The sequence below is a fragment of the Pseudonocardia spirodelae genome (assembly GCF_037727765.1).
GTDB lineage: Bacteria > Actinomycetota > Actinomycetes > Mycobacteriales > Pseudonocardiaceae > Pseudonocardia > Pseudonocardia spirodelae.
The window spans coordinates 20,501-44,746 of record NZ_JBBJUP010000014.1 but is presented as its reverse complement, the minus strand read 5'-3'; the positions used below and the strand labels follow the sequence as shown (position 1 = coordinate 44,746).

The following is a 24,246-nucleotide window of genomic DNA, read 5'->3' as shown; positions in this document are numbered from 1 at the left end:
CTCCCGGGGTGTTCTGGCCGGCGGCTCTGCCGGCCGGGGTGGGGGTGGGTGGGTCGGGTCAGGCGACGACGCGCAGCCGCGAGGGCGGCGGTGCGGGGTCGGGCAGGCGCAGCGGGCCTTCGCCGGGGGTGATGCGCCCGGCGAGGGTGGGCCGGCGGGCCCCGGTGCAGGACGGCAGGGTGGCGGGCACGCCGTGCCAGGTGAGCAGCCCGAGCAGCGCGAACAGCAGGGCCTCCTTGCCGTCCGGCGGGAGACCGGCCGCCCCGACCCCGACCGGCGGGGCGGAGAGCCGGCGGCCCAGCGCCGCGACCAGCGCCGGGTTGCGGGCACCGCCGCCGGACACGAGGACCTCGCCCGGCGCGTAGGGGGCCAGCGCGTCGGCGACGGTGACGGCGGTGAGCTCGACCAGGGTGGCGAGCAGGTCGTCGAGGCGGCCGAGCAGCGGGTGCCCGGCGCCCAGCACGCGGGCGACGTGGTGGGCGTCGAACAGCTCCTTGCCGGTGCTCTTGGGCGCGGGCGCCGCGTAGTACGGCTCGGCGAGCAGCCGCGCCAGCGCCGCCTCGTCGACCGTGCCGCGGGCGGCCCGGACGCCGCCCGTGTCGGCGTGCCCGCCGGTGGCGGCGCGGACGGCCGCGTCGAGCAGGGCGTTGGCCGGGCCGGTGTCGAAGGCGACCGGGTCGCCGTCGGCGGGCACCACGGTCACGTTCGCGATCCCGCCGAGGTTGAGCGCGGCCGCCGCGGTCCCGGGGGCGGTGCGCCCGCGCAGCAGCAGGACGTCCAGGACGCAGGCCAGCGGCGCGCCCTGCCCGCCCGCGGCGACGTCGCGGGCACGCAGGTCCGACACGACCGGCAGCCCGGTGGCCTCGGCGATCCAGGCGGGCTGGCCGAGCTGCAGGGTGCCGTGCACGCGGCCGTCCTCGACCCAGTGGAACAGGGTCTGCCCGTGCGAGGCGACGAGGTCGGCGCGGCCCCCGGCCAGCTCCACCCCGGTGCGGGCCGCGTCGGCGAAGGCCCGGCCGAGACCGGTGTCGATGCGCGCGACCGCCTCCAGGGTGGTGGGTGCGGGCGGCAGGGCGTCGAGGACGGCGGCGCGCAGGCCCGGCTCGAACGCGACCTCGGTGTGGCCCAGCGTCCGCAGCACGACCTCGGGTCCGTCGAGGGTCAGCTCGGCGGCGGCGACGTCGATGCCGTCGACCGAGGTCCCCGACGAGAGCCCGACGACGATCACCGTGCCGCTCCGGCGGCTCCGGCGGCTCCGGCGGCTCCGGCAGCGACGGCGGCCGACACCCGGCCGTCCGCGGCGGTGAGCAGGGCGCTCGCGCCGGCGGCGTCGACCCCGGCGAGCAGCGCGACGATCGCGGTCTTGGCGTGCCCGCCGGCGTCGGTGAGCGCGGCCCGCACGGCGTCCGGGGTGGCACCGGTGGCCTCACCGACGATCCGTTCCGCGCGTACCCGCAACTTCAGGTTGGTGGCGGCGACGTCGACCATGAGGTTGCCGTGCACCTTGCCCAGCCGGACCATCACCGCCGTCGACAGCGCGGTCAGGGTCATCTTCTGGCTGGTCCCGGCCTTCATCCGGGTCGAGCCCGCGACGATCTCCGGGCCGGTGCGCAGGGTGATCGCGACGTCGGCGAGCGCGGCGACCGGGCCACCGGGGTTGTTGACGACGCAGGCCGTGGCCGCCCCGGCCGCCCGGGCCGCCTCCAGCAGCGCGCGGGCCCAGGGGGTGCGGCCCGAGGCGCTGATCGCGACGACGACGTCGTCCGGGCCGGGGCGCAGCGCGGCCAGGTCGGCGCGGGCGGCGGCCGTGTCGTCCTCGGCGCCCTCGACCGCCTCGGTCATCGCACCGCGGCCGCCGGCGAGCAGCGCGACGACCCGGTCCTCGCCGACGCCGTAGGTCGGGGCCAGCTCGGTCGCGTCGAGCACGGCGAGCCGCCCGGCGGTGCCGGCGCCGCCGTAGACCAGGCGCCCGCCGCGCGCGAGCCGCTCCACGGCGAGTTCGGCGACGGCGGCGATCCGCGGCGCCTCGGCCCGGACCGCGGCGACGACGGCGGCGTCCTCGGCGGTGATGAGGTCGACGATCCGCCGGGTGGACCACTGGTCCAGGTCGGCGAGGTCGGGCCGGGAGCGCTCGGTGTCCAGGGCGCCCAGGTCCTCGGCCGGGCGGCCGGGCGCGGTCACGGGGCCACCGCCGGCAGCGGGACGAGCAGGGCGTGGTGGGGCACGGTCGGGTCCTCCAGGAGCAGGCGGGCGCCGTCGAGGGCGTCGCCGAGCGGTGCGGTGCGGGTCAGCCGGCGGGCGGCGAGCGCCGCGTCCAGCGGGTCGGTCAGGACGGCACCCGCGGCGAGCAGGCCGCCGCCGCAGGCCACCGGCCGGTCGGGGCCCCCGGCCGGGTCGCCGGTCCTGTCGCCGGTGCGGTCGCCGGTGGTGGCGGGTGCCAGCCGGTCGCGGGCGGCCGCGGCGGTGGTGGCGAGGTCGTCGGCGGCACGGGCGACCAGTGCCACGGCCTCGGGCAGGCCGTCGGCGGCCGCGGCGAGCACGTCGCGGGCGAAGGCGGCGACCGCGCGGGCCGGGTTGTCCGCGCCGTGCACCCGCGCGGGCAGGCGGTCCGGGTCGCCGTAGCGGTCCCGGGCGCGGGCCAGCAGGCCGGGCGACCCGCCGGGACGGCCGTCGTGGGCGCGCAGCGCCGCGGCCAGCCCGGCGCGGCCCAGGGCGTGGCCGCTGCCGTCGTCGCCGAGCAGCGGGCCCCAGCCGTCGACCCGGGCGGTGGCGCCGTCCGGGCCGACGGCGAGCGCGACGGTCCCGGTGCCGGCCGCCAGCACGACGCCCGGGGCGCCGCCCAGGGCTCCGGCGTGCCAGGTGGTCATGTCGCTGGTCAGCAGCACCCGCAGGTCCGCGCCGAGGCGGTCGTACAGCCCGGCGGCGAACGCGGCGCCCCGCCCGGGCGCGGTCGCCAGCCCCGCCAGCCCCGCGGCGACGGCGACCGGACGCAGCTCCCCCGCCGGGCCCGGGGCGGCCAGCGTGCCCAGCACGGCGTCGACGGCGGCCAGGGCGCGCGCGACGCCGTCGCGGTCGGCGAGCCCGCCCGAGCCGGGCCCCTCGGCCCGGGCGACGACGGCGCCGCCCGGCTCGGCCAGTGCGGCCCGGCAGCCGGTCTTGCCCAGGTCGAGCAGCAGCAGGCGGGTCATCGCGCTCCCCCGGCCGGGACCGGCACGGGCACCGGCGCGATCTCGGTCTCGATGCGGTAGCGGTCCCCGCGGTAGACGGCCCGGACGAACTCCAGCACGCGGCCGCCGTCGTCGCGGGTGGTGCGCTCGAACAGCAGGGCCGGGCTGTGCACCGGCACCCCGAGCAGCGCGGACTCCGCGGCGTCGGTGACCGTCGGCTCGATCGACTGCCGCCCGCCCGCGACGGCGTGGCCGTACCCGGCGAGCAGCTCGTAGTACGACGCGCCGGCCAGCGTGGCCTCGTCCAGGCCGGGTACGAGGTCGCCCGGCACGTGCAGGGTCTCCAGGGCCATCGGCTCGCCGTCGGCCAGGCGCAGCCGCAGCGCGCGGACCACCGGCGCGTCCGGGGAGAGCTCCAGGCGGCGGCCCAGCCGCGGGCCCGCGACGCCGGTCTCGAACTCCACGATCCGGGTGACCGGCTCCATCCCCCGGGCCCGCATGTCGGCGGAGAACGAGGTCGCGGTGAGCGCCTGCCCGATCCGCGGGCCGACGGCGAACACCCCCGCGCCCTGACGGCGGCGCAACCGCCCGGCCGCGACGAGCTCGTCCACGGCCCGGCGCAGGGTGGTGCGCGAGACGCCGACCTCGCGGGCGAGCTCGCGCTCGGGCGGCAGGGGCTCCCCCGCCGCCATCGCGTCGACGCGCTCACGCAGCTCGTCGTGCAACCGCCGGTACTTCATCGACCCTCCCGGTTCAAAGCTGGACCAGTGGTACAGTTTTGCGCGCCGGATCGCAAGCCCCTTCGTCGGGAGGAACACCGTGCCGGAGCCCGTACCGGGTGCCCTGATGGCCGCCGAGATCGCCGAGCAGCCCGCTGCGTGGAGCCGTCTGCTCGACGGCGCCGGGCGCGACGGCGCGTCCGGGCTGGACCGGGCCGCCGCGCTGGTGCGCGAGCACTCGCCCCGCTTCGTGCTGCTGGCCGCGCGCGGCACCAGCGACCACGCGGCGCTCTACGCCAAGTACCTCGTGGAGATCCGGCTCGGCCTGCCGGCGGGGCTGGTGTCGCCCTCGACGCTGACCGCCTACCGGGCCCGCCCGGACCTGCGCGACGTGCTGCTGGTCGCCGTCAGCCAGTCCGGCGGGTCGCCGGACCTGCTGGCCTGCGTGCAGACCGCCCGCGAGCAGGGCGCGCTGACCGTCGCCGTCACCAACGCGGCGGCCTCCCCCCTCGCCCGGGCCGCGCACGCCCACGTCGACGTGCTGGCCGGGCCGGAGCGTGCGGTCGCCGCCACCAAGACCTACACCGCCCAGCTGCTGGCACTGCACCTGCTGCTGGCCCGGGTGCTCGGAGAGACCGGCGACGCCGCGGCCGCGCTGCCCGGCCTCGGCGCCGAGGTGCTCGAGGCCGCACCCGGCCCGGTGTCGGAGCTCGCCACCCGCTTCCGGTTCGTCCAGCGTCTGGTCACCACCGGGCGCGGCTACGCCTACCCCACCGCCCGCGAGGCCGCCCTGAAGCTCATGGAGACCGCCTACGTCTCCGCGCAGGCGTTCTCCGGGGCGGACCTGCTCCACGGACCGCTGGCGCTGGTCGACCCGCTGGTCCCGGTGCTGGCGGTGGCCTCACCGGGCGCGGGCGGCGACGCGATGGTCCCCGTGCTGGAGTCGCTGGCCGCCCGGCACGCCGACGTCGCCCGGATCGGCGGCGACGGCGCGGCCGTCCCGCTGCCCCCGGTACCCGACGAGGCCCTCGCGCCGCTGCTGGAGATCCTGCCGCTGCAGCTGCTCGCCCACGACGTCGCCGTCGCCCGGGGCGGGGACCCGGACGCGCCCCGCGGCCTGGCCAAGGTGACGGAGACCCTGTGAGCCTGCTCGTCGCGGCGGCGGAGCTGGTCACCGGCCCGGACGCGATGCCCGGCCCCGGCTGGGCCGAGCTCGACGGCGGGCGCGTCGTCGCCACCGGCGCCGGGCGGCCGCCGCGGGCCCCGGACGCCGAGGCGGCCGTGGTCGTGCCGGGGTTCGTGGACCTGCACTGCCACGGCGGCGGCGGCGCCGCGTTCGGCGCCGACCCCGAGGAGTCCGCCCGGGCCGCGTCCTTCCACGCGGCGCACGGCACCACCACCCAGCTCGCGTCGCTGGTGACCCTGGCCCCGGACGCGCTGGCCGCCGCCGTCGCCGGGCTCGCCCCGCTCGTGGCCGACGGGGTGCTCGCCGGCGTGCACCTGGAGGGGCCGTGGCTCGCGCACGCCCGGTGCGGCGCGCACGACCCCGCGCTGCTGCGCGACCCCGAGCCGCGTGAGCTGGAGGCGCTGCTCGGCTCCGGCGCCGTCGCGATGGTCACCCTCGCCCCCGAGCTGCCCGGCGGTCTCGACGCGGTCGCCCGGGTCGCCGCGTCCGGCGCGCTGGCCGCGGTCGGACACACCACGGCGGGCCTCGACCTGACCCGCCGCGCGCTGGACGCCGGCGCCCGGGTCGGCACCCACCTGTTCAACGCGATGGACCCGCTGCACCACCGCGAGCCGGGCCCCGTCGCGGCGCTGCTCACCGACCCGCGGGCCACCGTCGAGCTGATCACCGACGGGGTGCACGTGCACCCGGCGCTGTGGGAACTCGTCGCGGCCGCCGCGCCGGGCCGGGTCGCCGCCGTCACCGACGCGATGGCCGCCGCCGGCATGCCCGACGGCGGCTACCGGCTCGGCGCGCTGGACGTCCGCGTCGACGGCGGCGTCGCACGGCTGCCCGGCGGCACCATCGCCGGGTCCACCGCGACCGCCGACGCACTGTTCCGCCGGATCGTCGCGGCGCACCCCGGCGACCGCGCGCAGGCGCTGCGCCGGGCCGTGGCCTGGACCGCGACCACCCCCGCCGGGCTGCTCGGGCTCGACGACGCCGGGCACCTGCGCCCCGGGGCGCGGGCCGACGCGGTGCTGCTCGACGGCGACCTGGCCGTCACCGGGGTGCTGCGCCGGGGGGTTCAGACCCGGCGGTAGCCCGGGTGCACGCCGGGCGTCAGGCCCTGCTGCCCGGCGACCCGGGCCAGCAGCTCCCGCAGGGTCTCGCGCTCGGTCGCGTCGAGGCCGGCGAGCAGCTCGTCGTCGTGCGCGCGGGCCACCTCGCCGATGCGCCCGAGCATCCGCTCCCCCTCGGCGGTCGGGTGCAGCGCGTGCAGCCTGCGGTCGTCGGGGTTGCGCCGGCGCTCCAGCAGCCCACGCGCGGCCAGCCCGTCGACCAGCGCGACCAGCCGGCTCGGCGGCATCCCGAGGTACCCGGCCAGCTCCTGCTGGGACCGTCCGGGCCCGGTCGCGACCGCGCGGAGCAGTCCGGTCTGCGGCGGGGTGAGGTCGAGCTCGGCCACCCGCTCGGCGAACCGGGCCGCGGCGTGGGCACCGAGCTGGGCCAGCAGGAACGCGGAACCGGCCCGCGGGATCGTCGCCACGGCGGAACCGTATCACTTGACAAACGGTGTACACAGATAATCGTTCGCACTTGTAACGATTACAGGAGTCACCGATGACCTCCACGACGCACACCGTGCGCGGCGGCCCGCCGTTGCTCGTCCCGGCGGCCGCGTTCACCCTGCTCACCGCGGGCGCCGCGCTGACCGGCGCGGCCGGGCCCCGCCCGGACTCCGCCCCCACCGCCGTCCTCGCCGACGCACTGGCCCGCCCCGGGGCCATCGCCCTGGGCGCGGCGCTGCTGCTCGGATCGGGGATCCCGCTTGTCGTCTACGCGGCCACCGCGCTGCGCCGCATCGAGGGCGCCGGGCTCGCCGTACCGGGACCGGTGATGGGGTTCGCCGGCGCCGTACTGGCCGCCGGGTCGCTGTCGGTCTCGGCGCTCGCCGGGTGGGCGGGCGCCGCCGTCGCCCCGCTGGGCGACCCGGTCCTGGCCCGCCTGCTGGCGACGCTGTGGTTCGGCGCGGGCGGGCCGGGGTTCGTCGCGCCGCTGGGGCTGCTGCTGCTCGGCCTGTCCGTCCCCGTCCTGCTCGGCGGGCTCGCCCCGCGGTGGGTCGGCTGGGCCGGCGTCGTCGTCGGGGGGTGCGCGCTGCTGAGCGTGTTCGCGCTGGCCACGCCGGTGCTCTACCCGCTGCTGCCGGTGGGGCGCTTCGGCGGGCTGCTCGTGCTGCTCGCCCTCGCCGCCACGCTGCGCCCGGCACCCCGCGGGGTCCCGTCGTGACCCGGCCGTTCCGCTTCGGGGTGGTCGCCGCGGCGTACGGCACCGGCGAGGACTGGGTGCGCCGGGCCCGCCGGGTGGCCGAGCTCGGCTTCGCCACCCTGCTCACCCCCGACACGCTGTCGACACACGCCCCGCTGCCGGCGCTCGCCGCCGCGGCGGCCGCGGTCCCGGGGCTGGGCGTGTGCCCGTTCGTGCTGGCCGCGCCGCTGCGGGCACCCGGTCTCCTCGCCTGGGAGGCGCGGTCGATGGCCGCGCTCACCGGCGGACGGTTCGAGCTGGGCCTGGGCACCGGACGTCCGGACGCCCGCGCCGACGCCGAGCGGCTCGGCGTCGCCTGGGGCACCGGCCCGCAGCGGCTCGACGCCGTGCGGGCCACCGTCGCGGCGCTGCGGGCCGGCGAGGCGGCGGCGGGCGCGGCGCGGACCCCGGTGCTCGTCGCCGCGTCCGGGCCGCGGGCGCTCGCCGCGGCCGCCGCCGACGCCGACACGGTCGTGCTCGCCGCGCGTCCCACCGCCTCGCGCGACCGGGTCGGGGCGATGGCCGCGGCGCTGCGCGGGCACGACGTGGAGATCGCGACGAACCTCTTCGCCGTCGGCGACGACCTCCCGCCCCTCACCGCGCGCTGGGCCGGCCCGGACGGCGAGCGCCTGCTGCGCGAGCCGGGGTGCCCGGCGCGGCTGCGCGGCTCGGTCACCGGGATGGCCGACGAGCTGCGCCGGCGCCGCGACGAGTGGGGGCTGAGCTACGTCGCGGTCGGCGAGCGGTACGCGCCCGCGCTCGCCCCGGTCGTCGCCGCGCTGGCCGGCACCTGAGGCGCGGCGGCGCGGGTCACCACCACTCGACGTCGAGCTTGGACTCGATGTCGCGGACGTGGCGGCGCGCGCACGCCGGGCACAGCCGGCTCTCGCGGCCCCGCTCGTCGCGGTCGGTGGCCCAGCCCGCGACGGCCGCCGTCCCGGCGTCGTCCGGACCGGGGGTGCCACAGAGCCGGCAGGCGGTCGTCACGCCCGCGATGGTGCCCCGTCGGGCGCCCCGGCGTCGAGGTGCGCGCGACGCCGGCCCCACCGTGCCGCGATCGCCGCGCAGGCCATGAGCTGCACCTGGTGGAACAGCATCAGCGGCAGGACGACCAGGGCGGCGGCCGGGCCGCCGAACAGCACGCCCGCGATCGGCAGGCCGCTGGCCAGCGACTTCTTCGACCCGCAGAACACGATCGCGATGCGGTCGGCGTCGTCGAACCCGAGAGCCCGCGCCCCGAGCGCGGTCACCGCGAGGACCACCGCGAGCAGCAGCACGCAGACCCCCAGCAGCACCAGCAGCGACAGCGGGGTGAGCCGGCCCCAGATGCCGGCGACCACGCCCTCGCTGAACGCGGCGTACACGACCAGCAGGATCGACCCGCGGTCCACCAGCGCCAGCCGCGTCCGGTGACGGGCGACGAACCCGCCGATCAGCGGCCGGGCCGCCTGCCCGGCCAGGAACGGCACCAGCAGCCGCAGCGCGATGTCGCCGAAGCCCGAGGCGTCGACGCCCCCGTCGGTCGCCAGCAGCAGCGCGGCCAGGACCGGGGTGAGGAACACGCCCAGCACATTCGACACCGACGCCGCCACGATGGCGGCCGGCACGTTGCCGCGGGCGATGCCGGTGAACGCGATCGAGGACTGCACGGTCGAGGGCAGGCAGCACAGGAAGACCACGCCGACCGCGAGCGGGCGGGGCAGCACCGGCTCGGGCAGCAGCAGCGCCGTCAGCCCCAGCAGCGGGAACACCACGAACGTCGCGGCGAGCACGGTGGAGTGCAGCCGCCAGTTCCGCAGCCCGCCCAGCGCCTCACCGGTCGACAGCCGCGCGCCGTAGAGGAAGAACAGCAGCGCGATCGCGGCGGTGACCGCGCCGTCGACGACCCCGACGGCCGCGCCGCGGGCCGGGACCAGCGACGCGACGCCGACGGTCAGGAGCAGCAGGACGAGGAACGGGTCGGGACGTACGCGCACGACCCCATCGTCGCCGCCGCCGGCCCATCGGGAAAGCGACTGACCGCGGACACTGTGTGCGCGTCCTATGATGACCGCGTGCTGGACCCGGTGCTGCTGCGCTCGTTCTGCGCGGTCGCGCGCGCCCGCAGCTTCACCCGTGCCGCGGCCGCCCTGTCCCTCGGCCAGTCCACGGTCAGCCAGCACGTGCGCCGCCTCGAGGGCGTCGCCGGGCGGCCCCTGCTCGACCGCGACACGCACTCGGTCGCGCTCACCGCCGACGGCGAGGCGATGCTCGAGTTCGCCGCCACGATCCTCGACGCCGGGGACCGGGCGCTGGCCCACTTCCGCGCCGCCCGGGTGCACGGCCGGGTCCGCGTCGGTGTCTCGGAGGACCTCGTCCTCACCCGGCTGCCCGCGGTGCTCGCCGACTTCCGCCGCCGCCACCCCGAGGTCGACCTGGAGCTGACCGTCAGCCCGGCGTGCGGGCTGGAGCGCCGCCTCGACGCCGGCGCGCTGGACCTGGTGTTCGCCAAGCGCCTGCCCGGCCCGGACGACGGCCGGCTCGTCCTGCGCCGCGACCACTTCGTCTGGGTGGGGGCGCCGGGCCTGGTCCCGGCCGCGGACGCGCCCGTCCCGCTCGTGGCCTACCCGCCGCCGAGCCTGTCGCGCACCGCCGCCGTCGGGGCGCTGGAGGCGGTGGGACGGCCGTGGCGGATGGCCTGCACCAGCGGCAGCCTGTCCGGGCTGCGCGCCGCCGCGCTCGCCGGGCTCGGGGTGCTCGCGCACGCCTCGACCCTCGTCCCGGACGGCCTCGAGGCCGTCGGTGAGCGGGCCGGGCTGCCGGCGCTGGGCCCGGTGGAGGTCGTGCTCGCGCACGGGCGGCGCCGGACCGAGCCGGCCGAGGCGCTGGCCCGCAGCATCCGCGCCGCCGACCTCCGTCCGGAGCCGTGACCGCTGCGCCACCCGGCGGGCTAGGGTCCGCCCGTGCGCCTGCTGACCGTCCTGCTGCTCGCCGTGCTGGCCGCCGGGTGCGGCGCCGCCCCCGCACCGTCCGCGCCGCCGTCCGGCTCGCCCGCGCTGGAGCGGATCGCCGCGACGCAGGTGCTGCGGGTCTGCTCGACCGGTGACTACCGGCCGCTGACCCACCTCGCCGCGGACGGGACGTGGTCCGGCATCGACGTCGACATGGCCCGCGACCTGGCCGCCGAGCTCGGTGCCCGGGCCGAGCTGGTCCGCACGACGTGGGCGACCCTGCTCGACGACGTCGTCGCCGGCCGCTGCGACATCGCCGTCGGCGGGGTGTCGGTCACCCCCGACCGCGCCGCGCGGGCCGCGTTCACCGAGTCCTACCTGCGGGACGGGAAGACACCGATCGTGCGCTGCCCCGACGTCGCCCGGTACGGCACCGTCGGGGACATCGACCGCCCCGGCGTGCGGGTCGTGGTCAACCCGGGCGGGACCAACGAGCGCTTCGCCCGGCAGACCTTCACCCGCGCCACGATCGTCGACCACCCGGAGAACACCACGATCTTCGACGAGATCGTCGCCGGCCGGGCCGACGTCATGGTCACCGACGCGATCGAGACCCGCTGGCAGGCCGCGCAGCACCCGGGTGTGCTCTGCTCGGTGCACCCCGACGCACCCTTCACCGACTCGGAGAAGGCCTACCTGACCCCGGCCGGCGACCCGGGGTTCACCGGGCGCGTGAACGACTGGCTGCGCACCGCGCGCGCCGACGGCACCTGGGACCGCCTCGCCCGCCCCTGGCTCGGCTGAGTCCACACCCCCTGTCGGGCGGCCACACCCGGTGCGACCGGTGTGACCACCGGTGAACGGGTGTGGCGGCCGGGCCCGGCCGCGGCGCACCGCCGCACGGCAGGCGTCGGGTCGCGCCGCGGTCAGCCGGTGCGGCGGCGCAGGTAGTCCGAGACCACCTCGGCGCCGAGGCCGTCGAGGTCGGGCTGCACCACCCGCCCCCCGGCGCGGCGGGCGAGCCGGTTCACGAACGACAGCAGCCCGGGGTCGTCGCCGAGCACGAAGAACGTGAACGCCGCGTCCATCCCGATCAGCCGGTCCAGCCCGTCGACGGTCGCCCGCAGCGTGTGCGGGCTCGGCGGGTAGTCGAAGAACGCCTCGCCGTCGCGCTCCAGGTGCGCGGTCGGCTCGCCGTCGGTCACCACCAGCACCACCGGCGTCGCGTCGGGCCGGCGGGCGAGGCGCTCGCGGGCCAGCAGCAGGGCGTGGTGCAGGTTGGTGCCCTGCATGTACACGCCCTCCAGCCCGATCAGCTCGGCCAGGTCCACGGTCCGGGCGTGGCGCCCGAAGGTGATCAGCGACAGGTCGTCGCCGCGGAACCGGGTGGAGACGAGCTGGTGCAGCGCCAGCGCGGTGCGCTTCATCGGCACCCAGCGGCCCTCGGCGACCATCGACCACGACGTGTCGACCAGCAGGGTCACCGCGGCCCGGGTGCGCTGCTCGGTCTCGACGATCTCGACGTCGGACACGTCCAGCGCCCGGTCGTCGCCCCCGGCCCGGCGCAGCTGCGCGTTGAGCAGGGTGCGCGGCACCGACCAGGCCTGGGTGTCGCCGAACTCCCACGGCCGGGTCGCGCCGGTCGCGTCGCCCGCCGCCCCGGCGCGGCGGGTGTCGCGCTGCCCCTGGCGTCCGGCGATCCGGTCGGCGACGTCGCGCAGCACCGACTGCCCGAGCGTCCGCAGCGCCTTGGGCGAGAGCAGCAGCGACCCGTCGGGTGCGCGGCGGAACAGGTCCTGGCGCTGGAGCTCGCGTTCCAGCTCGGCCAGGGTCCGGGCGTCGGCGGCGGCCTCCGGGCCGAGCATCCCGGTGAGCGCGTCGAGGTCGATGTCCTCCATCCGCGCGCCGGGGTAGCTCTGCGCGAGCTGTTCGGCCAGGGCGTCGAGCTGCCCGAGCTCCTCCATCGCGCGGGTCGCCTCGCCCATGCCCATCGGGTTCTCGCCGCGGAAGTTCCCCTCCCCCGACCAGTCCTCGCCCGGGCGCAGGCCCTGCAGCCGGGCGTCGAGCCGGGCCAGCGACTGCGCCAGCCGCGGGTCGCCGAACGCCTGCTGGGCCAGCTCGGCCAGCTCGGCGCGCTGCTCGGCCGACATCGAGTTCATCATCCGCGCCGCCGCGGCGGACCGGGCGGCGAGCGCGTCGACCAGCTCCTCGGTGTTCTGCGGGTTCTCCGGGAAGTGCTCGCCGTGCTTGCCCATGAACTCGGCGAACTGCTCGGTGGTGTCCTCGCCGCGGGCGTGGCGGTCGAGCAGGTCGTTGAGGTCGTCGAGCATGGCGTTGATCCGCTCGACGTCGGCGGGGGTGGCGTTCTGCATCGCCTGCTTCATGCCCTCGAAGCGCTGGTCGAGCATCTCCCGGCCGAGCAGGTCGCGGATCTCCTGGTACGCCTCGCGGGCGTCGGAGGACCGCCAGTCGTAGGAGTTCAGCTCCCGCACCGCTCCGCCGGTGTCGGGCGGCAGGGCGTCGAGCTGCATCTCGCGGAACCGCGCGTCGTCGGAGTCCTCGTTGCCCAGCGCCTCCCGCTCGGCGTCCAGCGCCCGCGCCAGCAGCTCGCGGACCTCCTGCAGCGTCCCGTCGATGCGGTTGTCGCGCTGCAGGTCCCGACGCCGCTCCCACACCCGGCGGGTGAGGTCGTCGAGCCCGCGACGCCCGTCGAGGCCGCGGCGCAGCAGCTCCTGCAGCGCCTGGCGCGGCGAGGAGCCCTCCATGACGTCGCGGCCGATCTGGTCCATCGCCGCCCGGATGTCGTACGGCGGCGCCAGCGGGTCGGGCCCGCCGGCGTAGGGGCCGTAGGCGTACCGGCGGCGCCGGCGCCGGGGATCAGCCATAGGACACCGTGTCCCCGTCGTCGCTCTCGTCCTTGGCCAGCTTGCGGGTCAGGAACAGGTACTCCAGCGCCAGCTCCGCGGCCGAGGCCATCGGGCCGGGGTCCTCGGTGCCCTCGGCCCCGAGCCGGGCCGCGATCTCGGTGAGGGCGCCGACCTGCGGCAGCGCCGCGACGACGTCGCGCGCCGGGATGCGCTCGCCGGTCCGGACCGGGCGGGTGGAGACCTCCACGGCCAGCTCGTCGAGGTCGACGCCGCGCAGCGCGAAGCGGGCGGTGTCGGCGGTCGCGCGTCGCAGCAGGTGCTCGAGCACCTCGTCCTCGCGGCCCTCCTCCCCCGACGCGAACTCGATCTTGCCGCGGAGCACGGAGGGGACCGACTCCAGGTCGACGGGCCGGGCGTAGGGGGTCTCCTCGCCGGTCAGCGCGGCACGGCGCAGCGCCGCGGCGGCGACGGTCTCGGCGGCGGCGACGGCGAACCGGGCCGAGACGCCGGAGCCCTGGTCGACCGCGGAGGAGTCGCGCAGGTGCCGGGTGAACCGGGCGACGACCTCCAGCAGGTGCCGCGGCACCTCGGCGACGAGGTCGGCCTCCTGCGCGACGAGGGCGACCTCGGGGGCCAGCTCCAGCGGGTAGTGGGTGCGGATCTCGGCGCCGAAGCGGTCCTTGAGCGGGGTGATGATCCGCCCGCGGTTGGTGTAGTCCTCCGGGTTGGCGCTCGCGACCAGCAGCACGTCCAGCGGCAGCCGCAGCGTGTAGCCGCGGACCTGGATGTCGCGCTCCTCCATCACGTTGAGCAGCGCGACCTGGATGCGCTCGGCGAGGTCGGGCAGCTCGTTGATCGCCACGATCCCGCGGTGCGCCCGCGGGACGAGGCCGAAGTGGATGGTCTCGGGGTCGCCCAGTGAGCGGCCCTCGGCGACCTTGACCGGGTCGACGTCGCCGATCAGGTCGGCGACCGAGGTGTCGGGGGTGGCGAGCTTCTCGGTGTAGCGCTGCGAGCGGTGCACCCAGGCGACGGGCAGGTCGTCGCCGAGCTCGGCGGCGCGGCGGATCGTCGCGGGGGCGATCGGCTCGAAGGGGTGCTCACCGATCTCGGAGCCCTCGACGACCGGGGTCCACTCGTCGAGCAGGCCGGCCAGTGCGCGCAGCAGGCGGGTCTTGCCCTGGCCCCGCTCACCGAGCAGGACGAGGTCGTGGCCGGCGATCAGGGCGCGTTCCAGCTGCGGGACGACGGTGTCCTCGAAGCCGACGATCCCCGGCCAGGGATCGCGCCCCTCGCGCAGGGCGGTCAGCAGGTTGTCGCGGATCTCGTGCTTCACCGGTCGTGCGGTGTGACCGGACGCGCGCAGCGCGCCGACGGTACGGGGGAGGTCTGGTGTGACGGGCACGATTTCCACGCTACGCCCGGTCCGGGCGGGCAGCGCGCGGTCGACGCGGTCCGGGCGCGCCCGGTCGCGGGGTCAGGGTGCGACGAGCAGCCACACCGGCACGACGACGAGCGCGACCGCGACCAGCCGGATCAGCCAGTGCACCGGGCGCGGCAGCGGCGGCGGCGGGTCGGTGATCCGGTCGATGCGGGCCTCCAGCGCGTCGGTGAACGACGACAGCGCCGCCGCCGGCGCCGACCCCCCGACCGCCTTGAGCGCGGTGGCCAGCTCGACGGGCTCGCACAGCCGGCGGGCGACGTCGTCGGCCCGCATCTCGATCAGCCGCGCCACCGCGAGCTGGGCGTGCACCATCCCGCGCACGAACGGCGCCGTCGCACCCCACGCCACGAACGGCAGCACCACCAGGTCGTGGCGTTCCCGCAGGTGGGCGCGCTCGTGGGCGAGCACCGCGACGACACCGGGGATGTCGAGGGCGTCGAGCACCCCGGCCGAGACGACCAGGCGCGAGCTGCGCCCGGGCAGGCAGTACGCGACCGGCACCGGGTGGTCGAGCACGCGGGTACCCGAGGCGTAGGGCCACGGGGTGGCGAGCACGTCGAGCAGGTCGCGGTGGCGACGGCGGGCCCGCAGGGTCCGCACCATGGTGATCGCCAGCACCGACAGCAGCCGCAGCAGCACCCCGAGCGCGATCAGCAGCGCCCCGACGTGCAGCGGGTCCATCTGCGGCGGCCAGCGCCCCGCCGACAGCGCCGTGCCGAACGCGGCGGCCGCCACCGGCAGGCTCCCGCCCATCGGGGACAGCCCGTAGGCCAGGCCGGCGCCGAACAGCGAGACGCCCCCGCCGAGGCCGACGGCCTGCCACAGCAGCAGCGCGCCGACCGGGTCGCGTCCGGGCCAGCGGGCGCGGGCGAGCGCACGGCTGACCGGCTCGGCGAGCACCACGCCGAGCAGTCCGAGGCCGAGCGCGGTCAGCTGCATCGCGTCACATCGTCGCGGAGACGGCGCCGCGGCGCCGCATCACCCCCGCACACGGACAGGGCGACGGCTCAGCCGAGCAGGTCACGCAGCCGCGACCGCTCCTCCTCCGACATGGACCCGAGGAACCGCGCGAGTGCGGCACCGCGGTCGGACGCGTCGTCGAGCGCGTCGGTCATCAGCTCGGCCACGTGGTCCTCGCGGCTGGCCACGGGACGGTAGTGGTGGGCGCGCCCGTCGCGGATGCGGTGCACCAACTGCTTGCGCTCCAGCCGCCCGAGGACGGTGAGCACGGTCGTCGTCGCCAGGTCGCGGTCGGCGAGCTGGTCCTGCACCTCACGCGCGGTCATGTCCCGGTCGGTCTCCCACAGGACGTTCATGACCGCCCGCTCCAGCTCCCCCAGACTCGTCACGTCCGTCATCGTACGCGAGCCGTTCTACCCGGCGTAGAAGCCCCGGGGGACGTCGGTCACAGGCCGGTCGCGGTCAGTGCACCTGCACCTGGTCGCCGACCTGGAGGTAGTCGAACCAGCGCTGCGCGTCGGCCTCGCCCAGCTTGACGCAGCCGGCCGACGGCTCGTCCAGGTCGCCCTGATGGAAGGCCACCCCGCCGTCGGCGAAGAACACCGACCACGGCATCTGGGTGAGCCGCTCGCGGCTGGTCCACTGCTCGGCCTTCCACTGCACCGCGAAGGTCCCGGTCGGCGTGGGGGCCTCCGGGGGTCCGGGGCGCATCGGGACCGGGCCGGCTGCGAACTTCCCGTCCTCGAACAGCCAGGCCCGCCGGGTGGCCAGGTCGACGCAGGCCCGGGCGGAGCTGGTGCACGGGGTGCCCGCGACGAGGTCCCCGGTGGCGGGGGCCGGTGCGACGGTGGCGGCGGGCTCGCCGGACGGCTCGGTGGACGGCTCGGCGGAGGGGTCCGCGGTGGGCTCCGCGGCGGCGTCCCCGCCCGGCTCCGGGGTGGGCTCGGCGGCCGGGGGCTCGGCGGTGGCGTCGGTCCCCGGCTCGGGCCGCGCCGGGGACGACGCCGTCGCGGGCGCCGGGTCGGCGGGGTCGGCCGCGGCCACGCCCGCACCGGCCAGCGCCGCGCAGGCGGTCACCGCCGCCAGGATCGCCGTCCACCGGCCCCGTGCCCGTCCCGCCATGCGTCCGCGACCTCCTGCTCCGGCCCCGGCGGGCTCCGTGGTCCGGCCCGCCCGGGGCGTCGACCGGCACACGCGGCGTGTCACCGTCCGTGCCCGGAGAGTAGCGAGAAGTGATCTTGGGCTGAACGGGTGAGTCCGCTGCGGCGTCCGGCGGTGCGCGGGGCGCGCCGGACGGTCCGCGGCCGTCAGCGACCCGTCGGCGGGGCCCGTCAGCGCCCGCGGAATGCGGGGGTGCGCTTCTCCTGGCGGGCGGCGCGGCCCTCCGCGATGTCCTCGGCCGCCCAGCAGCCCTCGAACCCGGCGGTGAGTGCGGCGAGCACCTCGGGGTCGGTGTGCCCGCCCCGGCCGAACGCGTCGACGGCGCGCTTGTTGTAGGCCAGCGTCAGCGGGGCCATCGTGGCGATGTCGGCGGCGAGGGCGAGCGCGGCGTCGCGGTCGCCGAGGGTGTCGGCGAGACCGCGGGCGTGCGCGGTCGTCGCGTCGACCCCGGCGCAGGCCAGCAGCAGGCTGCGGGCGGTGCCGCCGCCGGCGATCTGCACCAGGCGCTCGATGGTCCAGGGGTCCACGGCCAGCCCGAGCCGGGCGGTGGGCAGGGCGAACACGGCTTCCGGCGCGGCGACGCGCAGGTCGCAGGCCAGCGCGAGCTGCAGCCCGCCGCCGATGGCGGGCCCGGTCACCGCGGCGACGGTCGGCATCGGCAGGTCGGCGACGGCGTGCAGCGCGGTGTAGAGGGCGTCGAGGAACTCCGCGGTGTACACCTCGCCGAAGTCCGCGCCCGAGCAGAACGCCGGCCCGTTCCCGGCGACGACGACCGCGCGCGCCCCGTCCGCGCGGACCCGCTCCGCGGCCTCGACCAGCTGCCGGCAGGTCGCGATGTCCAGGGCGTTGCGCCGCTCCGGGCGGTTCAGCTCGATCAGCCCGACGTCGTCGTGGGTGCTCACGGTGATCACGGCGCGGACCCTAACCCGCGGCGGCGGCCCCCGACCCGTCCGCGTGACCGGCGCCGCGCCCCGCGGGCGGCGGCCCGTCCCAGCGGCCGCCGCACAGCTCGCGCGCCAGCCCGACGGCGAGCTGGTCGACCCGGCGCAGCAGCCGGGCCGCGGCCAGGCGCCGGGTGCGGTCCCCGTCCCCGGGCACCGTCCGCGACGCCGCGTCGGCCTCCGCGGCGTCGAGCAGGTCCTCCGCGGACTCGACGCCGTAGTCGGCGGGCGCGGCGCCGGGGCCGTGCTCGCGCCGGGCGACCGGGCCCCAGCCGTCGTCGAGGATGCGGCGCAGGCCGTCGACGTTGGCCCGCACCCGGTCGGTGGCGGGGTCCAGGGTCGAGGCCCACCCGGGCACGTGCGCCGTCGCGGCCTGGGCGGCGAGCAGCCGGGTGTAGTGGTCGATCGCACCGACCACCCGCACCGTGTGGTGCACCCCGCGGCGCAGCGGGCGGCGGGCGACCGGGTGCTCCAGCGGCACCGCGCGCTGGCGGACGGTCGCGACGGCGGCGTCGACCGCGCGGGCCTTCTCCAGCGGCGCGCCGGACCGCCCGAGTGCGGCGTCGACCGAGGTGCGCAACGAGACGTCGACCGCCGTGAGCGCCGCGTCGAGGGCCTCGGCGAAGGCCGTGCGCGAGCGGGTGGGCAGCACCAGGTAGGCCGCGAGCATCCCCAGCGCGCCCCCGACGACGGTCTCCTCGACCCGCAGCACCATCGTGGCCACGCTGAACTGGCCGATCACGCCGTAGAGCAGCGCCAGCACCGCGGTGATCCAGAACGCCATCATCGCCTGGGAGATGCGCACCAGGTACAGGGCCAGGAACACGCACGCGAACAGCAGCACCAGGCTGGCGACCACGTCACCGGCCACGACCAGCGCCAGCAGCATCCCCGCGACGACGCCGCCCGCGGTGCCGACCGCGCGGGCCCAGCCGCGGCTCAGCACGTCGCCGCGGCTCGCGGTGCCCGCGAACACGACGAACGCCGCGATCACCGCCCAGTACCAGCGGGCCGGGGAGATCAGCTCCCCCACCACGATCGCCAGGCTCGTCGCGACGCCGACCTGCACGGCCTGGCGGGTGTGCAGCGCGAGCCCGTCGAAGCGGTCCCCGCCGGCCGGTGCGTCCGCGTCCGGCGGCCCGTCCCCCGACGCGGTGGGCGGTGGCTCCTCCGCTCCCCCGGCGGTGCGGTCGTCACCGGCGCGGTGCACCGCGATCCGCCGGCGGGCCTGCTCGACCGTCGTCTCCATCGCGTCGGCCAGCCGCACCACCGCGAACGCGATCCGCTGCTCGCGGGCGGCGGGCCCGGTCCCCGGCGGCCGCTCCACCCGCTCCGCGACGGCGGCGCGGGCGGCGGTGTAGAGCCGGGCGGCGATCGGGCCCGGGGTGCCGACGGCGGTCGCCGCGGCGAGCGCCCGCAGCCCGTCGGCCAGCGCCTCCCGGTCGGCCCCGGCCAGCGGGTCGTGGTGCTCCACCGAGCGGCGCAGCGACATCGCGACCCGCTCCGCGGCCAGCTCGGAGTCCACGATCCACTGCCGGATCCCGGCGGAGCCGGGCGGGTCGCCCGCCTCGTCGAGCCGGTCGCCGACCAGCAGCGCGGTCTCGTTCAGCCGGGCCTGGGCGCGCAGCAGCGGGTCCAGGTCGGGATCGGCCCGGTCGCCGCCGGGGACGAGCACCTCGACGGCCTCGACGAGCAGCGCGTGCAGCCGCGCCTCGAACGCCCGGAACAGCGCGTCGAGCACGGCCTCGGTGCGGCGGGTGAACACCACGCAGCGCAGCAGGAAGGTGGACCCGATCCCGATCACCACGCCGGCCAGCAGGTAGGGCAGCTCACCGGGCCCGGCGTGCAGGAACTGCACGAAGAAGAACGGCATGAACGCCGCCATGCCCAGCGCCATGCCGCGCGGGCCGTACCGCCGCACCGCGACGGCGACCATCATGACCAGCACGAACACGACGTCGGCGGCGACCCGGTCGCCCGACAGCAGCGCGGAGACCGTGGCCGAGGCCCCGGCGGGCAGCACCATCAGCGCGGTGGTGACCCGCCGGCGGCCCAGTACGGACTCGTTGACCGCCAGGTTGCTGATCATCGCCAGGACGACGGCGAACAGCACGATCGTGACCGGCTGCCCGGTCAGCGCCCGCATCCCGCTCGCGACCAGCGCCGCGAGCACCATCGACGCCGTCGCCACCGACGCCAGGTGCAGCCGGGTGTGCCCGGGGTCCACCGCGGCCGCCCAGGTGCGCAGCTCGGCCCAGCGGACCGCGAGCGGCGGGCCCGCCCGCACCGGCGTGTCGGTCACGGTGCGAGTCTGGCACGCACCGTCGGCGACGCGCGGCGGGTCAGTTCGCGGCGCGCGGCGGGAGCACCCCGGTCGGCACCGGGTTGGTCGCGCCCGGGACCGGCTGCGACACCGGGCGGGCCACGCCGATGCCCAGGACGTCACCGGCGGCCGCGGCCATGGCGCGCATGCCCTGGGCGTTCGGGTGGACCGGCGCGGCCGGCGAGGTCGGGACGAGGCCCTCGACCCACTTCACGCCGGGCAGGGTGCAGGCGTCGTGACCGATGGTCGGGGTGTAGGTGTCGACGAAGTCGACACCCGCCTCGCGCGCCTGGTCGGCCAGCATCGCGTTGAGCTTCTTCTCGGTCTCGCGCAGGTAGGCGGTGTCCCCGGCGCTGAACGGGATGACCGGGTAGCAGCCCGGACCGGTGTCCGGGAGGATCGACGGGTACCCGACGACGGCGACCCGCGCGGCCGGGGACCGGTCGCGGATGCCCTCCAGCACGTCGGCCACCTTCGGTGCGGTGTCGTCGATGCGCGCGGCGAGCTGGTCCTCCCCGCCCGCGGTGTAGAAGTCCTTGCAGGCCGCGCCGAGCAGGTTCGCCGACGAGCGCTTCACGCACTCGGAGATGATCCCGGAGAAGCCGATGTCGTTGCCGCCGATGGTGAGCGTGACCAGCGACTCCGAGCCGTCGAGGCCGTCGAGCTGCGGCGGGTTCGGGCCGAGCTGCACGTCCTGCGGCGCGGTCATGTCCTCGGTGGTCGCGCCGCTGCAGGACACGTCGGTGAACGCGCCGATGCCGGCCGAGCGGGCCAGCACCGACGGGTAGTTGGCGTCCGAGCGCAGGCAGCCGGCCGGCTGGCCGTGCTGCACCGGGATCAGCGGGCCGGCGGCGTAGGAGTCGCCGAGGGCCACGAACCGCCCGACCGGCGGGGTGTCGAGGTTGCGGGCCGACAGCGTCGTCTCGGCGAACGTCGTCGGGGCCTCGGCCTGCGCGGGCGCGAGGGCGCTCATGCCCGCGGAGGTCAGCAGGGTCATGGACGCCACGGCGAGCCACCGGGACGGACGGGGACGGCGCACGAGCTCTCGGACCTCCGGTCGGGGACGTCTCCGGCGCGCACGCGCCGGTCCTGCCCCGCCCAACGATCATCGTCACGGCCGGTTACGCCCCGATCGGCGCACGTGACGGGCCCGGGTCGCCCCGGGCCCGTCACGGGGGCGCTCAGCCGGCCGGCGCGTCGGTGAGGCGGCGCAGCGACAGCGGCGCGACCAGCCGGTGGCGCAGCGCGGTCTCGTCCCACAGCTCCGGGCGCGACGGCATCGACGCCAGGCGGGCCGCGGCGACCCCGCCCGGGTCGGCCATCGGCTCGCGGACCCCGGCGAGGAAGGCCCACTCGTGCTCCTCGCAGCCGATGTAGACCCCGCGCCCGCCGGTCTCGCCGAACACCGCGGCGAAGCGCTGCCAGGCCGAGCGCAGGGTCGCGTCGCGCCACACGGCGGGGCTGCCGGCCTGGAACACCAGCACCCCGCCCGGGGTCAGGCGCTGCGCGCAGGCCCGGACGAACTCCTCCTCGTAGAGGCGGTTGATCTGGGCCTCGGGCTCGTCGGGGCGCTCGTCGGGCAGGTCGACGACCACGAGGTCCCAGTGCTCCCCGGAGTCCAGGACGAACCGGCGGCCGTCGCCGTAGGTCAGGTGCACCGGGCCGTCGCCGCGCTCGGCAGCGGCCAGGGTCTCGGGGGTGTAGCCGTAGGGCAGGTGCTCGGCGCAGATCCGCACGGCCTCGGCGTCGATGTCGACGTGGTCGACCCGGGTCGCCCCCGCGGCGACGGCCATCTCCGAGGCCACCCCCTCCGACGACCCGACGATCAGGACCCGGTCCAGCTCGCGGGCCAGCAGCGCGCCCGGCCACACCAGCGCCTCGTGGTAGGTGAGCTGGGTGTGCTCGGTGGACTGGCGCTCGTCGTCGCAGAACAGGGTCACGCCGTGCGCGGTGTCGGCGACGACGACCTTCTGGAAGCCGGTGTGCGCGACGTGGTGCACCCGGCCGAGCTCCCAGCGCCGGGTCAGGCCGGGCGAGATCGGCTCGGTGACCGTGCGCGGGGCACCGCCGCGGTCGACGACCTGCAGCGCGGTGTCGCCGGCGCCGACGCGCTCGGCGAGGCGGTGCACGGCGTCGACCGGGTCGGCGCTGTCCCCGCAGGTGAACACGTCGACGTGCATGCCGCCGTGCTCGGGCCAGGTGTGGATCGAGGCGTGCGACTCGGCCAGCACCGCGACGACCGTCGCGCCCTGCGGCTCGAACCGCTCGACCACGACCTGGCGGACCTGCGCGCCGGCCCCGGTCAGCGCGGCGGTGAGGTCGCCGCGCAGCTGCTCGCAGTCGTCGAGGACGTCGGGGGCGATCCCGCCGAGCTCGGCGAGCACGTGCCGCCCGACCGGGCTGGACGTGCTGGGCAGCGCCGGGGTCCCCGACCCGGCGTGGGCCAGGGCCGGATGGAGCTCGCCGGCGGCCCCGGTGGGCGGGGCCGGCGCGGGCGTCGGGGTCGGCGGGGTCATGGAGGGTACGGATGACACGTGGGCCCACGTTAACCGGGAAGGCCGCCCGACGCCCCCTCCTGGGGGAGGACCACCCGCAGCGGTCCGAACCCGTTGAACGCGACCGAGGCGTAGCTGGAGGTGTAGGCGCCCGCGGTGAGCAGGTCGACGACGTCGCCGGCGGCCAGGTCCAGCGGCAGCGCGACCGGGGTGCGCCGGTAGACGACGTCGTCGCCGTCACAGGTCGGGCCGGCGAGCACGACCGGGCCGCACGGGCCGTCGCGGCCCGGGACGCGCACCGGGTAGCCGATGGCCTCCCCCTCGGTCTCGGCGAGCCCCTGGTAGCGGCCCACGTCGAGGTAGACCCAGCGGCGGTGGTCGATGCCCGGCCGCCGCGAGACCCGCAGCACCCGGGCGCGCAGCACCCCGGCCGGCGCGGCCAGCGCCCGGCCCGGCTCCAGCAGCAGCGTCGCGCCGTCGACGTCGCCGGCCGCGACCGCGCCGGCGACGGCGGCGCGCACCGCGGCCGCGTAGTCCGCCGGCGGCGGGACGGCGGCCCGGTAGGCGACCGGCCACCCGCCGCCGAGGTCCAGCTCGGGACGGCGCAGCCCGCCGGCCCCGGCCACCCGCAGCGCGACGGCGACCGCCGCGGCGTAGGTGCCGGGACGGGACTGCTGCGAGCCCGCGTGGAAGGTCACCCCGGCCGCGCGCAGCCCCGACGCGGCGACCCGGCGCAGCAGCGCGACGGCCTCGCCGGGCAGCGCCCCGAACTTGCCGTGGAAGGGGGTGGCCGAGCCCGTGTCGTCGACCGAGAGCCGCACCTGGACCCGGGCGCCGGGGACCTCGGCGGCCAGCGCGTCGACGTCCTCGGCGCTGTCGGTGACGAACCGGGTGACCCCGGCCGCCGCGGCGCGGGCCGCCGCGCCGGGGCCCCGGACCGGGTTGCCGTGCTGCAGCAGCGCCGGGTCGGCCCCGGCCGCCAGGCACAGGTCGATCTCGGCCTGGGAGGCGACGTCGAACCCGGCGCCGCAGGACACCAGCGCCCGCAGCACCGCGGGCTCCGGGCAGGCCTTGACGGCGTAGAGGACCCGGGCGTCGCCGAACGCCGCGGTCAGTGCGCGGTAGCGCTCCCGTACGACCTGCGGGTCCAGCGCCAGGTACGGCGTGGGCCGGTCGGTGGCGAGCAGCTTCTCCAGTCCGGGCGACAGCACGGCCACGATCGTGCCCGGCGTGTCCGCGGGGGCCGGGATCACCCCCGCCCGCCCGCCGGTGCGGAGGTTAGGTTCACGACCATGACCGCACCGAAGCCGCAACGCCGCGCCCGGAAGATCGCCATGACCCCCGACGAGGTCACGACGTTCCTGGAGTCCGAGCGGACCTGCCGGGTCGCCACCAACGGCGCGGGCGGCCCGCACGCCACCCCGCTCTGGTACGTCTGGGACGGCGCCGACGGCGCGCTGTGGCTGACCTCGCTGGCGCGCTCGCAGCGCTGGACCGACCTCGAGCGGGACCCGCGGATCGCCGTCGTCGTCGACGCCGGGCACGACTACACCGAGCTGCGCGGCGTGGAGCTGCGCGGCTCGGTGCAGGTCGTCGGCGAGGTGCCCCGCACCGGCGAGCCGCACCCGGAGCTCGACCGGGTCGAGCAGGCCTTCGCGGACCGCTACACCGGCGGCCACGTGGTGATCGACGGCCGGCACGCCTGGCTGCGGCTGCGCCCGGAGAAGATCACCAGCTGGGACTTCCGCAAGATCCCCACGGGCTGAG

General features: G+C 77.6%; 24 protein-coding genes. 7 read left to right on the top strand and 17 right to left on the bottom strand.

Annotation, left to right across the window (positions count from 1 at the left end; translation table 11 throughout):
* Nucleotides 1-58: 58 nt before the first annotated feature.
* Genes WJX68_RS17390 through WJX68_RS17375 form a run of 4 tightly spaced genes read right to left on the bottom strand, consistent with a single transcriptional unit; the run spans nt 59 to nt 3,907 of the window.
* Nucleotides 59-1,228 carry an anhydro-N-acetylmuramic acid kinase gene (locus WJX68_RS17390; RefSeq protein ID WP_340292178.1) on the bottom strand — a complete coding sequence of 390 codons (1,170 nt, stop codon included), beginning with the start codon at nt 1,226-1,228 and terminating at the stop codon, nt 59-61.
* The gene (locus WJX68_RS17385) at nt 1,225-2,181 is read right to left on the bottom strand and encodes an N-acetylmuramic acid 6-phosphate etherase (protein WP_340292176.1); all 957 of its coding nucleotides are present in this window, start codon (nt 2,179-2,181) and stop codon (nt 1,225-1,227) included. Before WJX68_RS17385 ends, WJX68_RS17390 begins: the two co-directional genes overlap by 4 nt.
* A complete protein-coding gene (locus WJX68_RS17380; RefSeq protein ID WP_340292174.1) occupies nt 2,178-3,188 on the bottom strand; it encodes a BadF/BadG/BcrA/BcrD ATPase family protein in 1,011 nt (336 codons plus the stop codon). The genes WJX68_RS17385 and WJX68_RS17380 overlap by 4 nt, the downstream gene beginning before the upstream one ends.
* Nucleotides 3,185-3,907: a GntR family transcriptional regulator gene (locus WJX68_RS17375; RefSeq protein ID WP_340292172.1), complete on the bottom strand. Its 723-nt coding sequence runs from the start codon at nt 3,905-3,907 to the stop codon at nt 3,185-3,187. Before WJX68_RS17375 ends, WJX68_RS17380 begins: the two co-directional genes overlap by 4 nt.
* 106 nt (nt 3,908-4,013) lie before the next feature.
* Here WJX68_RS17375 and WJX68_RS17370 point away from each other — a divergent pair, with 106 nt between their 5' ends.
* Together WJX68_RS17370 and WJX68_RS17365 are read left to right on the top strand one after the other, a co-directional pair.
* The gene (locus WJX68_RS17370) at nt 4,014-5,030 is read left to right on the top strand and encodes an SIS domain-containing protein (protein ID WP_340292170.1); all 1,017 of its coding nucleotides are present in this window, start codon (nt 4,014-4,016) and stop codon (nt 5,028-5,030) included.
* Nucleotides 5,027-6,154, top strand: coding sequence for an N-acetylglucosamine-6-phosphate deacetylase (locus WJX68_RS17365; RefSeq protein WP_340292168.1), 1,128 nt, complete (start codon nt 5,027-5,029; stop codon nt 6,152-6,154). Before WJX68_RS17370 ends, WJX68_RS17365 begins: the two co-directional genes overlap by 4 nt.
* On the opposite strand, the gene WJX68_RS17360 is transcribed toward WJX68_RS17365, so the two are convergent.
* Entirely contained in the window at nt 6,139-6,600 is a 462-nt protein-coding gene (locus tag WJX68_RS17360; protein ID WP_340292166.1) for a MarR family winged helix-turn-helix transcriptional regulator, read from the bottom strand. The two genes, WJX68_RS17365 and WJX68_RS17360, sit on opposite strands and share 16 nt — an antisense overlap.
* A gap of 74 nt (nt 6,601-6,674) precedes the next feature.
* On the opposite strand from WJX68_RS17360, the gene WJX68_RS17355 reads away from it, so the two are divergent.
* Both WJX68_RS17355 and WJX68_RS17350 read left to right on the top strand, forming a co-directional pair.
* Complete coding sequence (locus WJX68_RS17355) at nt 6,675-7,340, top strand: DUF4386 domain-containing protein (RefSeq protein ID WP_340292164.1); 666 nt, start codon at nt 6,675-6,677, stop codon at nt 7,338-7,340.
* On the top strand, nt 7,337-8,152 hold the full coding sequence (locus tag WJX68_RS17350) for an LLM class flavin-dependent oxidoreductase (RefSeq protein WP_340292162.1): 816 nt from the start codon (nt 7,337-7,339) through the stop codon (nt 8,150-8,152). The genes WJX68_RS17355 and WJX68_RS17350 overlap by 4 nt, the downstream gene beginning before the upstream one ends.
* A 16-nt stretch (nt 8,153-8,168) precedes the next feature.
* Here WJX68_RS17350 and WJX68_RS17345 read toward each other — a convergent pair whose 3' ends face one another.
* Together WJX68_RS17345 and WJX68_RS17340 are read right to left on the bottom strand one after the other, a co-directional pair.
* The gene (locus WJX68_RS17345; RefSeq protein ID WP_340292160.1) at nt 8,169-8,345 is read right to left on the bottom strand and encodes a hypothetical protein; all 177 of its coding nucleotides are present in this window, start codon (nt 8,343-8,345) and stop codon (nt 8,169-8,171) included.
* Nucleotides 8,342-9,334: a bile acid:sodium symporter family protein gene (locus WJX68_RS17340; protein ID WP_340292158.1), complete on the bottom strand. Its 993-nt coding sequence runs from the start codon at nt 9,332-9,334 to the stop codon at nt 8,342-8,344. Before WJX68_RS17340 ends, WJX68_RS17345 begins: the two co-directional genes overlap by 4 nt.
* A gap of 78 nt (nt 9,335-9,412) precedes the next feature.
* Between WJX68_RS17340 and WJX68_RS17335 the strand changes: the two genes are divergently transcribed.
* A complete protein-coding gene (locus WJX68_RS17335; protein ID WP_340292156.1) occupies nt 9,413-10,267 on the top strand; it encodes a LysR substrate-binding domain-containing protein in 855 nt (284 codons plus the stop codon).
* Between the two features lie 33 nt (nt 10,268-10,300).
* The gene (locus WJX68_RS17330) at nt 10,301-11,092 is read left to right on the top strand and encodes a transporter substrate-binding domain-containing protein (RefSeq protein ID WP_340292154.1); all 792 of its coding nucleotides are present in this window, start codon (nt 10,301-10,303) and stop codon (nt 11,090-11,092) included.
* 122 nt (nt 11,093-11,214) lie between these two features.
* Here the strand turns inward: WJX68_RS17330 and WJX68_RS17325 are convergent, their stop codons facing one another.
* The 10 genes from WJX68_RS17325 to WJX68_RS17280 form a co-directional block, all read right to left on the bottom strand.
* Nucleotides 11,215-13,173, bottom strand: a complete 1,959-nt coding sequence (locus WJX68_RS17325) for a vWA domain-containing protein (RefSeq protein WP_340292151.1) — start codon at nt 13,171-13,173, stop codon at nt 11,215-11,217.
* On the bottom strand, nt 13,166-14,560 hold the full coding sequence (locus tag WJX68_RS17320; RefSeq protein WP_340292149.1) for an ATP-binding protein: 1,395 nt from the start codon (nt 14,558-14,560) through the stop codon (nt 13,166-13,168). Before WJX68_RS17320 ends, WJX68_RS17325 begins: the two co-directional genes overlap by 8 nt.
* Before the next feature lie 72 nt (nt 14,561-14,632).
* A complete protein-coding gene (locus WJX68_RS17315; RefSeq protein WP_340292147.1) occupies nt 14,633-15,538 on the bottom strand; it encodes a M56 family metallopeptidase in 906 nt (301 codons plus the stop codon).
* Between the two features lie 68 nt (nt 15,539-15,606).
* Nucleotides 15,607-15,948: a BlaI/MecI/CopY family transcriptional regulator gene (locus tag WJX68_RS17310; RefSeq protein ID WP_422785721.1), complete on the bottom strand. Its 342-nt coding sequence runs from the start codon at nt 15,946-15,948 to the stop codon at nt 15,607-15,609.
* 73 nt (nt 15,949-16,021) lie between these two features.
* Nucleotides 16,022-16,681 carry a L,D-transpeptidase gene (locus WJX68_RS17305; RefSeq protein ID WP_340292143.1) on the bottom strand — a complete coding sequence of 220 codons (660 nt, stop codon included), beginning with the start codon at nt 16,679-16,681 and terminating at the stop codon, nt 16,022-16,024.
* A 209-nt stretch (nt 16,682-16,890) separates the two neighbouring features.
* On the bottom strand, nt 16,891-17,631 hold the full coding sequence (locus WJX68_RS17300; RefSeq protein WP_340292141.1) for an enoyl-CoA hydratase: 741 nt from the start codon (nt 17,629-17,631) through the stop codon (nt 16,891-16,893).
* Nucleotides 17,632-17,641: 10 nt separating this feature from the next.
* Nucleotides 17,642-19,963, bottom strand: coding sequence for an FUSC family protein (locus WJX68_RS17295; protein ID WP_340292139.1), 2,322 nt, complete (start codon nt 19,961-19,963; stop codon nt 17,642-17,644).
* Nucleotides 19,964-20,003: 40 nt separating this feature from the next.
* Nucleotides 20,004-20,981, bottom strand: coding sequence for an SGNH/GDSL hydrolase family protein (locus tag WJX68_RS17290; protein ID WP_340292137.1), 978 nt, complete (start codon nt 20,979-20,981; stop codon nt 20,004-20,006).
* 184 nt (nt 20,982-21,165) lie between these two features.
* Entirely contained in the window at nt 21,166-22,500 is a 1,335-nt protein-coding gene (gene speD, locus WJX68_RS17285) for an adenosylmethionine decarboxylase (RefSeq protein ID WP_340292135.1), read from the bottom strand.
* A 29-nt stretch (nt 22,501-22,529) separates the two neighbouring features.
* Complete coding sequence (locus WJX68_RS17280; protein ID WP_340292133.1) at nt 22,530-23,690, bottom strand: type III PLP-dependent enzyme domain-containing protein; 1,161 nt, start codon at nt 23,688-23,690, stop codon at nt 22,530-22,532.
* An 81-nt stretch (nt 23,691-23,771) separates the two neighbouring features.
* Between WJX68_RS17280 and WJX68_RS17275 the strand changes: the two genes are divergently transcribed.
* Entirely contained in the window at nt 23,772-24,245 is a 474-nt protein-coding gene (locus WJX68_RS17275) for a pyridoxamine 5'-phosphate oxidase family protein (protein ID WP_340292131.1), read from the top strand.
* Nucleotide 24,246 lies beyond the last annotated feature (1 nt).

Coding starts and splice junctions, on each gene's coding strand:
- WJX68_RS17380 (WP_340292174.1), bottom strand. CDS start 3,188: ATGACCCGCCTGCTGCTGCTCGACCTGGGCAAGACCGGCTGCCGGGCC.
- WJX68_RS17375 (WP_340292172.1), bottom strand. CDS start 3,907: ATGAAGTACCGGCGGTTGCACGACGAGCTGCGTGAGCGCGTCGACGCG.
- WJX68_RS17370 (WP_340292170.1), top strand. CDS start 4,014: ATGGCCGCCGAGATCGCCGAGCAGCCCGCTGCGTGGAGCCGTCTGCTC.
- WJX68_RS17355 (WP_340292164.1), top strand. CDS start 6,675: ATGACCTCCACGACGCACACCGTGCGCGGCGGCCCGCCGTTGCTCGTC.
- WJX68_RS17325 (WP_340292151.1), bottom strand. CDS start 13,173: ATGGCTGATCCCCGGCGCCGGCGCCGCCGGTACGCCTACGGCCCCTAC.
- WJX68_RS17315 (WP_340292147.1), bottom strand. CDS start 15,538: ATGCAGCTGACCGCGCTCGGCCTCGGACTGCTCGGCGTGGTGCTCGCC.
- WJX68_RS17305 (WP_340292143.1), bottom strand. CDS start 16,681: ATGGCGGGACGGGCACGGGGCCGGTGGACGGCGATCCTGGCGGCGGTG.
- WJX68_RS17290 (WP_340292137.1), bottom strand. CDS start 20,981: ATGACCCTGCTGACCTCCGCGGGCATGAGCGCCCTCGCGCCCGCGCAG.
- speD (WP_340292135.1), bottom strand. CDS start 22,500: ATGACCCCGCCGACCCCGACGCCCGCGCCGGCCCCGCCCACCGGGGCC.
- WJX68_RS17275 (WP_340292131.1), top strand. CDS start 23,772: ATGACCGCACCGAAGCCGCAACGCCGCGCCCGGAAGATCGCCATGACC.